The 15,854-nt window shown below is 43.5% G+C and carries 6 protein-coding genes and 2 tRNA genes; 6 read left to right on the top strand and 2 right to left on the bottom strand.

What is annotated here, in order from left to right; genetic code table 11:
- Positions 1 to 166: 166 nt before the first annotated feature.
- The 6 genes from O3603_RS04720 (at position 167) to O3603_RS04695 (ending at position 13,716) form a co-directional block, all read left to right on the top strand.
- The gene (locus O3603_RS04720; protein WP_311453700.1) at positions 167 to 1,999 is read left to right on the top strand and encodes a SusD/RagB family nutrient-binding outer membrane lipoprotein; all 1,833 of its coding nucleotides are present in this window, start codon (positions 167 to 169) and stop codon (positions 1,997 to 1,999) included.
- Between the two features lie 99 nt (positions 2,000 to 2,098).
- A complete protein-coding gene (locus O3603_RS04715) occupies positions 2,099 to 5,125 on the top strand; it encodes a GEVED domain-containing protein (protein WP_371521074.1) in 3,027 nt (1,008 codons plus the stop codon).
- Between the two features lie 427 nt (positions 5,126 to 5,552).
- The gene (locus O3603_RS04710) at positions 5,553 to 9,287 is read left to right on the top strand and encodes a LamG-like jellyroll fold domain-containing protein (RefSeq protein WP_371521071.1); all 3,735 of its coding nucleotides are present in this window, start codon (positions 5,553 to 5,555) and stop codon (positions 9,285 to 9,287) included.
- A gap of 200 nt (positions 9,288 to 9,487) precedes the next feature.
- Positions 9,488 to 13,267, top strand: a complete 3,780-nt coding sequence (locus O3603_RS04705) for a LamG-like jellyroll fold domain-containing protein (protein WP_371521068.1) — start codon at positions 9,488 to 9,490, stop codon at positions 13,265 to 13,267.
- Between the two features lie 300 nt (positions 13,268 to 13,567).
- Positions 13,568 to 13,643: transfer RNA gene (locus tag O3603_RS04700), tRNA-Thr, on the top strand.
- A 2-nt stretch (positions 13,644 to 13,645) separates the two neighbouring features.
- Positions 13,646 to 13,716: transfer RNA gene (locus O3603_RS04695), tRNA-Gly, on the top strand.
- Between the two features lie 174 nt (positions 13,717 to 13,890).
- Here the strand turns inward: O3603_RS04695 and O3603_RS04690 are convergent.
- Together O3603_RS04690 and O3603_RS04685 are read right to left on the bottom strand one after the other, a co-directional pair.
- Positions 13,891 to 14,694 carry a hypothetical protein gene (locus O3603_RS04690; protein WP_371521066.1) on the bottom strand — a complete coding sequence of 268 codons (804 nt, stop codon included), beginning with the start codon at positions 14,692 to 14,694 and terminating at the stop codon, positions 13,891 to 13,893.
- Positions 14,691 to 15,842: an ATP/GTP-binding protein gene (locus tag O3603_RS04685; protein WP_371521063.1), complete on the bottom strand. Its 1,152-nt coding sequence runs from the start codon at positions 15,840 to 15,842 to the stop codon at positions 14,691 to 14,693. Before O3603_RS04685 ends, O3603_RS04690 begins: the two co-directional genes overlap by 4 nt.
- Positions 15,843 to 15,854 lie beyond the last annotated feature (12 nt).

The raw sequence follows: 15,854 nt of genomic DNA, 5'->3' as shown, positions 1-15,854 counted from the left end.
GAGTTAAAGGAGTTAAAGGGATTAGGAGATTTGAACTAAAAATCAATACTCATGTGTAGAACCTCATGTAATGAGTGATGTCCTTTGCATGAGTCTCCAATACCTTTACTCCAGCTCTCTCACAATATAGTAAATCTATTAAATAACAATCTAAAGAATTAAAATAATGAAAAGTAAACATATAATTGTACTCATGGCGATGGCATTGCCAACATTGGGTTTGCAGTCATGTCTTGACTATGATAACCCAGGCGATGAGTTTAATTCGACTACTAAGAATGTTGAGAAAGTGACCAGTCGTGGCGATGTAGACAACATTCCTTTCCGTCAGGCTACTGATGCAGCTGCGGCTGATGCAGCTTTGAATGCTATGCAAGACTTGCTTGATGCAGGAGTTGGTGGACAGTTCTCTATGCGTGGTGGTAAGAATGGTGAGAACCCAGGTCCACATGCTTATCAGTATCAATACTCTCTAGGTGTTGATAATTATGCTGAGTATTCAGTTGTCCCACATACTTTCTTCCAGTATTCAAAGATTCGTTTGGCATCATCTTACGCTATTGATCAAAAGTGTTATGGTGGTGCATGGGGTTCATTCACTGAGATGAAGACAAGTCTTGTGCCTATCTTGAATAACGAGAAGGTAAACGCTGTTCCTGAGTTGAAGGCTGCTTATCTTACACTCTTCAATCAGCAAGCTGTTGAGGTAGCTGATGTTTATGGTCCAATGCCATATCGTGAGTTGAAGACAAACTTGCAAGTTGGTCCTTATACATATAATAAGGTGGAGGATGTTTATAATGATGTTATTGCCAACCTCGACACTGCTATCGCATGTTTCCATTACTTCGATCAAAAGCCAGCTGCGTACAAGCAGAAAATCAAAGAGGCTTTCGTAGATCGTTTTGTAGTAATGTCCGATGGTGGTGCAGCTGATGGAACATTGAAAGAGTGGGCACGTTACGCAAACTCTCTAAAGCTACGTATTGCAATGCACATGGTTAAGAGTGACCCTGTTCGTGCACAGAAATTGGCTGAAGAGGCTGTTGCTGATGGTGTTATTGAGAATGAAGCACAGAGTGTTTCTATACGTCCAGGTGTGATGGGATTCAGTAATCCATTACCAGGAGTTGAGAACTGGGGTGATAGCCGAATGAGTGCTACAATGGAGATAACCTTAAAGACCTTCAATCATCCTTGGTTGAAATATCTCTTCAAGAAGAATGACAACGTTATCAAGAACAATAAGACTGGTGAGACAACACCTGCAGAAAGCCGTATTTGTGGTATCCGCACGGGTACACATCCTGGTGAAGGTCAGGGTTATGATGAGAATCAATACATTGCTTTCAGTAAGTTGAATGAACAATACTTCAATGCTGCACCACTCTATCTCATGAAGTATGCAGAGGTATGCTTCTTACGTGCTGAAGGTGCACTTCGTGGTTGGAATATGGGAGGAACAGCACAACACTTCTATGAAGAAGGTATTCTCCATGGTAACTGTGAAGACCCAGAAATGAAGTCTATGGATGGTGAAGGACCTAATGGTCAGGGGAATGTGAACTGGTATGACGCATGGATTCATCAGTACATGGAGCAAGAGAATCCTGTTGCTTACGTTTATAAAGATCCTACGGGTGATACTCCTGATGCTGCGTCACCTATTCATGTTGGTGTAAAGTGGAACGATGGTGACTCTCAGGAAACTAAGTTGGAGAAGATAATCACACAGAAGTATCTCGCTACTTATCCTAATGGTTTCGAAGCATGGGTAGACCTTCGTCGTACAGGTTTCCCACGTATGTTGCCAGTATTGAACATCGATGAGGCTGATGGTAGTTTAGTTCCTGGTGATATCATGCGCCGTCTGCCATTCCCTGGCACAAGCGACATTGCTACAAAGCAAGATGTTGACAACACTGGTATCCCAGCATTGGGCGGTCCAGACAAGATGGCAACTCGCCTCTTCTGGGATAGACTAACTCCTAACTTCTAATTGTCTCGTTATTCAGAGATAATATTCTGGCAGAGAGTCTTAACCTACTCTCTGCCAGGAACTAAATCTATCGAACACTAATAACAAAACCTAAATTATATGAATAAAAAATTTACCCTTAATGCATGGCTTATAGCTGCGATGATGATGTCACCTGTAGGAGCTCATGCACAAACCTATTCTTCTACCTCTTCAACCCAGGTTTATGATCTTTCTAAGCTCAGTGATCAGACCTTGTTAGACCATTTTGCACAGCTCATAGACCAAGGAAAGAAATATCCAACAGACGCTGATTTAGAGGCATGGGGCATTAAAGACGAAGTAGAATTTATTCGTTCTCACGTGAAGAAACGTGCTATTGAGTCTCGTGTAGACCGTCTTATTCCAGGAACATATGAGAATCGTAACCTCTTTATGAATATTCCTGGTGGTGCAGGAAAGAACCTCGGTGGCTATCCTTCAAAGACATTTGCTAACGATAACTTCTCAATGTGGAACTATACCAACCTGTTTGGTGCCTGGAACTACGGACTTTTCCAAGCACCAGGTTCATGGGCTGATGCTGCTCACCGCAATGGTACAAGCATCTTCGCTGGTATTAAGTTCTTCGATCATACAACGGGTGGAGCTGCTAACAGTTGGGCAAGCTTTATCATGACTCGTAATAGCGATGGTAGCTTCCGCTATACGCATCCTATCATCAACTGTATGCGCTTCCTCGGTTTCGATGGTATCAACTATAACTGGGAAAGCACCAACAAGTATCAGGATGCAGATAACATAGCCTTCCATAAGGAACTCTATAAGATTGCGAAGTCTGAAGGTTTTAACGACTTCAAGATTATGTATTATACGACGAGCTCAAGTCTGACATCATATAGCTCAAGATATATGTGGGGTCAAGATAAGGACAATCGTATCTGTGAGGTGATGTTGAATTACGACAACAGCGACTTCAGTTGGAACATGGGCAGTTCTGTAAAAGAGGCAGAACGCACTATGGGCTCAGCCGATGGTTTATACGCTGGTGTATGGATTGTAAGCATGGACAGACGATGGAATAGTCTTAACAACCAAGATGCTAAGCGTTGTGGTATTTGTCTGTGGGGTGAGCATGCAGAGAGTCGTTTCTGGAGTTATAACACTGGTGGCGACGCTATGTCTCGTATGTCTAACTATCAGGAGTATCTTGAACGTGCTTTCTCTGGTGGTAATCGTAATCCTTTGTATCGTCCAGAGATTAGCAATAGGGGTAATAATGTTGAGGCACAGGGTACCACACCTCCTTTGGCACGTTTCGCAGGTCTTGCTTCTTGGATTCCAGAGCGCACAGCTATCTCAGGCAACCTTCCTTTCGCTACCCACTTCAACACTGGTAATGGCGAACGTTATAACTATAAGGGTAAGAAGACTGCAGGCTCATGGTATAACATGAGTAGCCAAGATGTCGTGCCTACTTATCGTTGGATGGTTGTTAAGCCAGAGACTGAAGTAGCCAGCACAGACGTACAGCCTTCATTCACCAATGAGGATGCTTACACTGGTGGTGCAGCACTTCGCTTGAAGGGTGTCAACAATGCAACTGCTACAGACGTTGTTCTCTTCAAGACTAACCTCACTCCTTCTAAGGGTAAGGTAGTTGCTAAGGTAGCTATCAAGACTGGCAAAGAAGGCAATAACGACTCAAAACTTTCTCTCATCGTACGTGTGAATGGTGCTTGGAAGGCTTATGCTTTGGGTAACACCGAGAACGCAAACTGGACAGAGAAGAAGGTTGAGTTGAATGATATCACTGCTGGTCAGAAGATTGAGCGTATCGGTCTGCGTGTGAAGGATTCAGATGCTGACTATAATGTACTTGTTGGTAAACTCGAACTCAACGACGACGTGACAGCAACACCAGCTAACGTGAAGGATTTGACCGTTCAGGTGAAGGAGGAAACAAAGAATTCTCTTTCTGTTAAGGCGGTATGGGGAATTGATAAGGACCCAGGACAGAATCCAACCGTTTATAACGATGAGGCAAATATCGACCACTTCGAGATTCTCTATAAGAACGGTGAGAATGGTAAGGTGTCTGAGGTAGGTCGTACATCACAGTGGGCTACACTCGTTCCTAACATCCAGTTCACAAGTGTTGACGACAAACCTTTCATCGGTGTTCGCTCAGTAAGTACTGACCTTAAGACCTACTCAAAGACACTGTGGATTGCTGTGCCACGCGCTCAGCAGTCTGAACTCCCAGAGGCACAGGAAGAGGGCTACGGAACAGTTGAACTCGACAATGCTGCTGCTGGTGCAGAAACAGCTCGTAAGATTCGTTATGTTCAGAAGTTCCAGACAGAGGGTGGTACAAAGAATATCGACTATACTGCTAACGGTCCTGCAGGAAACGAGACCAACTATGTTGATGCTACGAGTCAAGAGCTCGAAGTAGCACAGGGTGCGACAGTGAAAGTGAAGATTAAGGGCTATGAGGCAACTCAGATCAAGGACCAGAGCAATGACGACCTCCGCTATTGTATGGGTAAGGCTTGGATGGATTTCAATGGCGACAAGCAGTTCAACCCAGAGAATCTCTCTGAGAATCCTAACGAGGGTGAGTGTGTTGTATTCTTTGGTCAGGTTCGTAAGGGCGTTCCTGCACAAGTACAACAGCTTAATGAATATGAGTTTACTATTCCTAACGATGCTAAGCCAGGTCAGAGCCGTCTCCGCCTTGTCTTCTGTGACGCATGGTTCCAGGGCGGTTTGACACCAACTGGTAAGTTCAATAAGGGCTTCGCTATCGACTTCAAGGTGACTATCACTGGTTCTAATGCTGCTCGTGGTGCTAAGGCTGACACCCATGATAAGGGTGTTGCTGACGAGCCAGAGTTGCTCGAGGGTGGTTCTACTAATATCATCTCTGCTAACGTAGGTGGTGCTTCACAGCTCACTGTTGCAGGCGGTAAGGTAGTATTCGAGAATGTTGAACGTGCATGGGTATTCTCTACTGACGGTCAGACTGTAAAGAGCTTGGTTAATCCAAAGTCTTTCAATACAAATGAGTTGCCAGCAGGTGTTTACCTCGTTAAGATGCAGAACAACAATGTTATCCGTACACAAAAGATTACGATTAAGTAATAGGTGATATAAAATGAGGTTATCTGACTTGATTCTATCGAGTCGGGTAGCCTTGTTTTGTTTGGTAGGTAAGCTTTCTGATAATAAGTATGTCCGATAAAACGTGGCTTTTGTTAGGGTAGTGCAACCCTCGTCTTATGAACAGTGGAATGTTCCTTCAGCATCTTTTTTAATGGTGCGGAGCATCCGCACAAGTGGTGTTAAGCCTTCGCACACGATGTGCTAAGCATGAATACGACGATTGGAAATGAGAGACGTGAGGCACAGTTGACACCTATAAAGCTATCGAATGACAGGTAAAGTCTACTAAGCGGTACCAACGAAGGATACAGTTCTCGGGCAACGTCTGTTCTCCTAACGAGTGGAGGCAGATCTAAACGGTAATAAGATTTATAATTATTCAATAACATTAAAACCCAAATCAATTATGAGAAGAATTAATTTACTTCTTTTTGGTTGCTGCCTAATTCCATCAACCTTGATGGCACAGGAACTTAAGAGCAACTACATTCAGTGGGGCTTTGAGTCTCAGCAGTTCCCAGGTAAACTGCAGAGCTGGTCAAAGTCGAACCCTAAAATCAATGATGATGATAACTTCTTCATCTCTCGTGTAAAACCAAAGCAGCGTTTCCGTTACGAAGGAACACAGGTTCGTACAGACCTTACAGATACGAACGACAAGAAGCTCCTTGCTTGGTTGCCATGGAACGTGCCAAGTAAGAACGCTCTCCCTGATGGTGTCTTCGACTCTGAGGTGTTCTCAATGTGGCCATACGTTACACACTGGGGCGACTGGAACTGTGGTTTAGGTCGTATTCCTGCAGCTTTGTTGGACGCAGCACATAAGAATGGTGTGCCTGTATCTTCTGTTGCTGGTATTCCATATGGTGGATTGTCTGGTGCGTGGAGTAGTGCTTTAGAACAACTTGCTACAACAGATGTGCAGAAGGCAGCTGCTTACATGAATTACTTTGGTTATGATGGTCTTGGCTACAACTCTGAGTATTCAGAGTATTTTGGTGGTGGTCGTATAACAAGAAAACTAAGAGATTTTCATGTGGATCTTAACAAAGCAATCAGACCAACCAACCCAATCTATGAGAATATATGGTATGATGGTACCAATGATAAGGGACGTATCTCTTTTGACCATGGTTTGAATGAATATAACAAGAGCATATTTGGTGCAAAAGGCAGCGAGGCTGCCAACCTCTTCTTCAACTATAACTGGAACTCATCAACATTGTTGCAGAATACAGTTGAGATGGCTGAAGAGATTGAGCGTAACCCATTAGACATCTATGCTGGTATCAACATGCAGGGTGGTGAGCCACGTACAGGTTCACGTTGGACTTTGTTGAAGAATTATCCAATCTCTATCGGTCTTTGGGGTGCTCACTCACAGAACATGTTCTTCGAGAGTCGTGGTGAGAAGGGTAGTGACCCAGAGACACAGCAGCGCACTTATATGTTGCGTACAGAGCGTTGGTTCTCAAGTGGTTCACGTAACCCGGTTAACTCTCTCCAAATCAATAACAGCTTGAACTACAATGCTGATAACACAGACTTTGCTGGTATGTCAGCGATGATGACCGCACGTAGTTCTATGTCTTGGGACTTGACACAGGAGCCATTGATTACTTACTTCAACCTCGGTAACGGTAAGTTCTTCAACTATGGTGGTGTACGTAAGAACGATCGTCCTTGGGCTAACGTAGGTGTACAGGACTATTTGCCAACATGGCGTTGGTGGTTTGCAAGCAAGTTGCTCGGTCGTACTGCAGCTGATGTTCCTGCAACTGGTCTTGATGCAGAGTTCGTATGGGATGATGCTTACATGGGTGGTTCTACTGTTCGTGTACATGGTTCTACTCCTAAGGAGTATCTCCACCTCTTCAAGACAAAGTATGCTTTGAAGACAGGCGACGTTATCACCTTCCGTTATAAGGTTAAGGGTGGTAAGGCTGATGCTTCTTTGGTATTCGCTACAGAAGATAATGTAAACGCTGAGAAGGCTTATCCAGTATTGACAACTGCTGATGAGGCTGATGAGGATAAGTGGGTTGAGAAGACTATCACTGTTGGTGGCGACTTGAACGGTAAGACACTTGCACTCGTTGCGCTCAAGATGGAGAATGCTGCCGACTTGAATCTCTATCTCGGTGAGTTCTCAATCGTTCGTGGTAGCTTCGATGCTCCAGCACAGCCAATCGATGTAAAGACAACCTTGTTGCACGCTGCAAAGAATGGTGTTGATGCTAAGATTATCTTCAACATGCCTAACACTAAGGGTCAGGGCGAGCCTTGCTACAACACAGACGTGAAGACTTCTCTCTTCAAGCTCTGGGCTAAGCAGGAGGGTAAGGACCCAATCCTCATGGGTGTAACCACCTCATGGGCAGGTATGTTCTATTCTGTTCCTGTAGACCTCAAGGGTCAGGGCAAGGTGAAGTTCGGTGTATCTGCAGTATCTCTCGATATGAAGAAGGAGAGTGCTATCGCTTGGGGCGAGGATCACGAAATCTTCAATAGCTACGAATATAGCGACGAAATCAAGGCAGACAAGTCTGTTATCAAGCCAAACGAGGCTTTCACTATCGCTTATGTTGACCCACGTCACGAGGCTGGTAACTGGAAGATTGAGCACAATGGTGCAACTGTAGCAAGCAGCAACAATGCTAATGAAATCAAGGTTGAGAATGGTTTGAGCCAGACAGGCTTCTACGATCTCGTTCTTACAGGTGCAGTTAATGAAAATGGTGCACGCGTTAATAAGGAAGTAAGATATGCTAACTATATTCAGATTACTTCTGATGCAGTAGGTGCTGTTCCTCATATCAACAAGCTCACAGCTAACAACAGCGAGACTTCTATCGAGGTTCTTGCTAACAGCGAGGTAACAATGAAGTACGAGGGTAAGAAGGCTGACGGTTCTGGTTCAAGAGGTATCAAGACCCTTGAGAAGCCAGTAGGCGTTAAGGTTTCTGAGCTCGGCTTGACAAGTAACAATCAGGCATGGACACTCGCATTCTGGGTTAAGTTCAATGGCTTTACAGGTAACACTCAGATTATCGACATGCGTGACCCAGGTACAGGCTGGCCACAGAACAACTGGGGTACAATGTGGTCTACATACGATCCTAACACTGGTATCTATGAGTTGACACTCCGTGCTAAGAACGGCGGTGGCTCTCCAGAGTACAAGCAGCGTTGGAAGGTTGACTTCATCCCAGGTGCTTGGACACACTTCACTTTGGCTATGGATGGTAATGGTTCTGATACCAAGCCTATGCTCTATATCAATGGTAAGGAAGCTAAGGCACACAACTGGAGCTATGGCACTGATGGTGAAGGTCTGAACTCTCAGAGATTCGCAAACAATGGTTGGTGGGCTGATAATGTTCTCGGTATCAGTCTTGGTCGTCACAGCACAGCAGCGATGAACGCTACTGTTGACGATGTTAAGTTCTTCAACAAGGCGCTCACTGCAGCAGAGGCTGCTCACACAATGATGTCTACCGATGCTAATGAGGCTGGTTTGAAGGCTTATTGGGACTTCGAGTCTGACGCTGCTTCTGACAACTACTTCGCAAGCAAGGTGGGTACTGCTAAGTTGGCTCACGGTGAGTTGAAGGTAGGTACTGGTGAGGGCGTAGCAAGTCTCGTACCAGATGCTCCAACTTACGATGCTGGTAGTCCATTCGTATCTGGTAACTATCAGGTGAAGACTACAGCAGAGTGGACAGCTAAGAAGGCTACTATCGTTTCACAGAATGGTACTGATCAGGCTGGTACTGCTAAGTTGAAGTATGCTAAGGCAGGTGACTATGAGGTTACATTGACATTGAAGAACGCACATGGTTCTGACACTCGTACCTTCCAGGTAATCAAGGTGAAGGCTGATCCAACAGGTATCAACGGCACTGAGACTGCTGACATGAAGGTTTACGCTATCGATCGTGATGTCCTCTTCGACGTTGAGACACCAGGTAACTACCTCGTTCAGGTATTCTCTACCAATGGTCAGATGGTAGCAAGCAAGGCTGTTTCTGTTAATGGTGCAGAGTCTGTACGTCTCCATCTTGGTGCTCAGGGCGTTTACGTTGTGAATGTCAAGAAGGACGGTAAGACCCTCCGTACAGTTAAGTTTATCTGTAAGTAAATAATTCTTTAAGTGCTGGAAGGAGCTAATCTCCTTCTGGCACTTTTTGTTTTATCCTTTTATCTATTAAGAACATTTAATCTTTAAACCCGAAAGCATAGCTAAATAGCATAATTGCTAAACAGAGACAAACCTTATATAGTTATATGCTTATAGCTGTATAAACCTAAAATTATTTATAAACTAAACATTTATTATTCATGAAAAGGATTACTTTATTTGCATCCTTGGCATTGGCAAGCTGCCTCACTGTGAGTGCACAGCGTACGCCAACACATCCATTGGACATCCAGGATGCTAAGTTTGAGAACCTGCCTAACTACCTTGAAGCGTGGTTGAAAGGCGAGATGAAGCAGCCACAGGGCGTCAGCGAGATTGACGACCAGTTCTTTATCTCACGTGTTCGTCCACTCGAGCGTATTAAGGACGGTGACTATCAGGTGCGCCAAGGCGTGAAGCGCGATCGTAAGATGTGTCTGTGGACACCGCTTGACGACCCTACCGCTCAGTGGAAGGCGCTCCCTCGTTATTGCTTTGAGGGCGATAACTTTAGTTTGTGGTCATACATTGATATCCACGGAAACTGGACTTCACCTTGGATTCGTTCTACTGCGGGTCTGACTGACGTTGCTCATAAGAACGGTGTTACCGTAGGTACTTTGATGTCTATTCCTTTTGGAAATTCAGTTTACTTGACTTCTTGGAGAAGTGATGTCTATAGTAGAGTATTGTTCAGACTTACTCAGAAGAGTGGCGATAAGTATTTGTATGCAGAGCCATTGGTTCGTATGATGAAGTACTATGGTATCAATGGTATTGGTTTTAACTCTGAGTTCCGTACCAGCTCTTCTGTTATGACACAGTTGTCAGAGTTCTTTGTTGCCTGTCATAAGGAAGCAGAGAAACTCAACTGGAAATTTGAAGTGCACTGGTATGACGGTACAAGTGATGATGGTCAGATTCACTTTGATGGTGGTTTGGGTTATCATAACCAAAAGATCTTCGGTGATAAGGACAACATTGCAACTGATATGTTGTTTGCTAACTACAACTGGGGTCCTGGTCATCTGAGTGCTTCTGTTAATACAGCTAAGCGTTTGGGTCGTAGCAGCTTCGATTATTATGCAGGCTTTGACATTCAAGGTCGTGGTTTGCGTCAGGCAAGTTGGAGCGCATTGTTGGATAACGATATCTCTATCGGTTTCTGGGGCGCTCACAAGCAGAGTCTTATCCACCAGAGTGCTACCGACAATGGTACATCTGACATTGCTATTCAGAAGACTTATCTGAAGAAGCAAGAGCTTATGTTTAGTGGTGGTTATAACAATCCAGGTCTGTTACCAGCCATCAATACGGAGTGCAATTTGGCGAATGCAAGCTTAAAGAGCTTCCACGGACTTGCTACCTTCCTCACAGCGAAGTCTACTATCCAGCAGGTTCCATTCGTTTCACGCTTTAACCTTGGTAATGGTTTGAGCTTCCGCAAGGATGGTAAGGTTACCTTCAACCACAAGTGGTACAACCTCAATACGCAGGATTACATGCCAACATGGCGTTGGTGGATTACTGATGGTGCTGATCAGGTAAACACAGGGAATATCAATAGTCTTGCAAAGGCAGAACTTACCTTCGATGATGCTTACTGGGGTGGCTCATGTTTGTCTATCTCTGGTCAGACAGCATTCTCACGTGTGAAACTCTTTAAGACAATGCTTGAGGTAAAGCCAGACTATGAGTTCTCTGTTACCTATAAGACGATTGCCGACAAGGACACACATGCTAAGTTCTTTGTAGCCCTGAAGGACCACGTCACCGAGTATAAGGAGGTAGCATTGCCAGCTGTTGAGGCTGAGGGAAAGTGGAAGACCTTTACAGTAAAGGCTTCTGAACTCGGTTTGGCTGCTGGTGATAAGGTAGCTATGATGGGTCTTGTTGTTGAGAATACTCCTGCCAACTATGAGTTGCGTGTTGGTGAGATGGCGCTCCGCGACAATGCAAAAGACTTTGCTACTGCCACTCCAACAATCAAGAAGGTTGAGATTCTCCGTGGTCGTTACAACGCTTGTGACTTCAAGATGCAGTATGCTTCTAAGGAAGAATCAGGTTGGGAGAAGACTTATAACGATGAAGTTGGTACATGGTATTATGAAATCTACTTCCAGCAGAAAGACCAGCCAGTGCAGTTGCTTACCGCTACTACCTCTTGGGCTGCCTATGTTGTTGATGCTCCAATGGTATCAGGTGCCGACAAGCGCGACTGCCGTTTCGGTGTACGTGCCGTATCTCCTGATGGTAAGAAGGGTTCTGACATTGTTTGGTCAGAGTATAAGGAGGTTGCTTACAACCAGCCATTGAGCGATGTCGTTGCTGACCGTCCTGTTATCAAGCCAAACGAGGAATTTACCCTCAAGTATCTTGATGACATGGTTCCTGCTGCTCAGTCATGGAAGTTGAAGGATGCTGTTACTGGTGCTGTTGTTGCTCAGGGCGAAAGCGGTACAAGTGCTAAGTTTACTGTTCCAACAGAGGGTACATACGACCTCGTTGTTATGGATAGCAACGGTAAGGAAAGCATCATTCGTGGTAAGGTAAAGGTTACACCAGAGGCTACAGGTGCTGTTCCTCAGATTACCGATATCACTGCAGACAAGACAACAGAGAAGGTAGGTCAGAACGTAACTTACACTTACGAGGGTCGTCTCGGTGAGGGCAAGGCGTCACGTGGTCTTGAGATTACCGACCCTAAGATGTTCCGTATCCCTGGTGATGTTCAGCAGGGTAAGTCTTATTCATATGCTCTCTGGTTCAAGGCAGACAAGTTCAGCCATGATAGTCAGGGTACAAACCTTATCAATAAGAACTCTATTCATGACAAGTGGCCACATAACAACTGGGGTGACCTTTGGGTAACTATCCGTCCACAGTGGCAGGGTCATAGAACAAAGCACGAGGCGAATGAGATTTCGTTCAACACTATGGGTTGGACTGCTCACGACAATCCTTATGAGGATGTGATGTCTACGGGTTACAATGTTACTCCTGGTGTATGGAACCATATCGTTGTAACACAGGATGAAGGCAATATGCAGAAGATCTACTTCAACGGTCGTAAGGTGGCTGACCACAGCTTCGCAAACTCTAAGCGTCGTGAGGATGTTGCACAGAGCGATCCACGTATCGATGCTAACAAGGTAGCTGACATCTTCATCGGTGGTGGTGGTGTTTACAAGAGCGGATTCAATGGTGTCATTGATGAGGTTCAGGTATGGAGCAAGCCACTCTCTGACGATGAGGTATTGCAGGCGATGAAGGGCTATAAGGAAGGTCAGGTTCCTACTGACTTGAAGGCTTACTTCACATTCGAGGAGGCTAATGGTATGAAGTTTAAGAACCTCGGTAGCGCAGGTAGTGCTTTTGATGGTTCTGTTGTTGTTGTCGCTGGTAGTGGTGGCGAGAATACATCAAGTGCTTCTTACGTTGACCAAAAGCCAAACAACGATGTATTAGGCTTCCCTGGTGTTGTAGGTACATACGAGATTAAGACTGTTCCTACTTGGACTTTGGGCGATGGTGTTATCTCTTCATCTACTGATAAGACTGCAGTTGTAACCTATGCTGCTCCAGGTAAGAAGAACGTTACCTTGAAGTTGAAGAACGGATGGGGTGAAGATGAGAAGACGGTGAATGAGATCGTTGATATCACTGCAATTCCAGACGGTATCTCTACTGTTGAGGCTCAAACAGGCTTGAGTGTTTATCCTAATCCATTTGTTGAAAGTGTGAACATGCGCTTTGCTGAGAATGGTCATTATACAATAAATATCCTTGGCGCAACCGGTTCTCTCTTACAGAGCAACCAGTTTGATGCAGTAGAAGGACAGGTTGTAAATGTCGCAATCAGTGGTGCTCGTGGTATCTACTTCGTACAAGTAATGAAGAATGGAAAGACTTACAAGACATTGAAAGTCATCAAGAAATAATTAGGTTGGTTTGTTAAGTGTTAGTGAGTTGGGCAGCTCCTACAAGTAATTGTGGGTGCTGTTTCAGCTCACTTTTCGTATAGTATCAGTTCCTCTTTTATGTAGATTAGTTTCTGATAGTTCGCCCCTTATATCCATCAAGTGCATATCGTTTTCTCTTGGTTGTCTATAGGGAATCTTTGCAAAGAACACTGGATGATCTTCTTATTATTGCTTCATCCACAATAGAAAATGCTACACAAAAAAGAAGTAAAATTTGGTTGTTTGTTTTTTTTGCAGTATCTTTGCATCTGCAAGACCGCCGATATGGCTCAGTTGGTAGAGCAACGCATTCGTAATGCGTAGGTCCCCGGTTCGAGTCCGGGTATCGGCTCCATTGCGGAATTAGCATATCGGTAGTGCACGGGCTTCCCAAGCCTGAGAGGCGGGTTCGATTCCCGTATTCCGCTCAACTCTTTTCTCCACTGGAAAACATCAATTCTCAAGAATCTTATTAATTGTCAGTTTATATAATAATAGGTGTATATAAACTTACTTCTCAGCATTTGTACAACTGCTTACCATTCATCTTATTATAATGAAAGAGATAAGTGTTATCTTTCATCCATTGCTATCTTAGAATCTTATTTAAGGTAATCATACAAGAACAAAGGGAATGAATTTAAGATAGCAATCGATTTGTTCTTATCATATGTATTGATTTGGTGTGCAAATACTTGTTGTTGTGACACATCCTCCTTGCTAGTTGGCATACTATAAGAGAGGGTACAAATGTAATTTGCTTTCATAACATTCTGCTGCTTTAATAGCTCCCAATTACGCCTTATCTCATCAATCTCATCAGGTGCATTATCCCATAGAATCCCCTTATAAGCCTTATAGTCTGAGAACTCCTCAGCCACTTTCTTGAATTGACCACGGCACTCCTCTAATGTTGTTCTGTATGTGTGGAAATCTACATCAGGAAGTTGTTTCGTATATTTCAGTGATTCTATCATAGGATAGTTAATGTATAACTTCCCCATATCAGTTTCTTCATTAAAGAAGTCCAATAACTCTTTTAGTCTTGTATCATCCTCCTTTAGTATCTCTTCTAATGAACATTCTGGATGCTGCTCTTGCACATGGTAAGCATGTTGAAAGTCATAATCAAAGAACAGAAAAACCTGATCAATATCAGAAGAGAGCTTTATATTCTTTAATACCTCTGCATTCTTAGGATCCATCTCTCTGATAACATCGACAATGTTAGCAACATTGCCAATGTCGTCAAAGTCCGCATTATACTTCTTCAGACGATTGTAAAGTCCATAGATATTACTCCCAAAGATGCAAATTATATCTTCCTCGTCTCTGAAATATAACCTTTTAATAGTCTCATATACTCTTGGTTCAGTCTTAGAACCCTCTACGATGAATAAGATCATAGTGTAAAAGCCTTTCCACGGAATAGTTTTTCTATGTTATGTCCGAAGCGTAGTTCCTTGTCTGTACAATCTGTCAATGGTTTAATCTTATTGTTGTTAATGATAAAATTACAATCTGGTCGCAACAAATCATTGGTCATGAGGTAAGTATTATGCGAAGAGGTAAATATCTGACAGTTATCAAGTAAGAACAACTCCTTACATACTTTATAGGAAAGGTCATAGTGATAAAAGGCATCAAACTCGTCGATAAATACAAAAGAAGCATTCGACATCTGTTTGATCCAATAATAGAGTAGCATTAACGAATGTGTCCCCGTAGAGGCTATGGAGTCGAATGTTACTTTGTTGCTATTGAATATACACTGCAAGACCCGGTCTCCCTTTGCTGGGGTAACGAAGTTGAATGTTTGTTCACTAACCCTTTGCAGAAAACTAGAAAAGTCTTTTACAAGTCCTTCCTGGATGATGTATTCATCCAAATTGATAGGTGCTGAGACTAAACCAATGAACTCTCTCTGTTCCAGACAACGGAACCACAACATGGAGTTTACAAATTCCTGTAGTCTAAAGAGATAATGGTTGGCAGGAAGAGGATATGTGGCAAGGAGGAAGTTTACTATGGAAACGTTATTGACATTATCGGATAGATTCGATCTAACTGCGCTGTCGATGGGATATTCGGAACTAAGTTCCAGTTGTGTTCCTTCCGTGCGAGAGAACACAAGGTTACCATTTACTAATAACTTCTCACTCCTTATTATTCCTGTTAAACCTTTCTTATACGTATAATAAAGTTCGTCTTGACCAAAGCGGAAAGTATATTCGAAACTTACCAGAGAAGTGGGTTTCCCTGCAAACACAAAGTTATTATAATAATCTGATGGTCTCCATCTCTGTGATAAGTGATTGACAATATCAAACAGAGATAAGGCAAAGTTCGATTTCCCTGAACCATTGGGACCATAGAGAATACCATTCTTTATAATTCCATTCTTTATTGCGAAAGTATTAAATGAATAATTACTCGGCTTACTCAAATCCCATTCTATTCTTTGAGCAAACCCACGATAATTGGTTACAGCGAACTTAACTAGCATAGTACCATAATTGATGTTTTCTTCGCAAAGGTAATATTTAAATTCCAATTATCCGTAATT

Origin of the sequence: Prevotella sp. 20925_1_30 (assembly GCF_041433025.1) — a bacterium.
In the GTDB taxonomy this organism is placed as follows: Bacteria; Bacteroidota; Bacteroidia; order Bacteroidales; family Bacteroidaceae; genus Prevotella; species Prevotella vespertina.
Note: the sequence above shows the minus strand (reverse complement) of the source record. Positions and strands in the feature narration are given on the sequence as shown.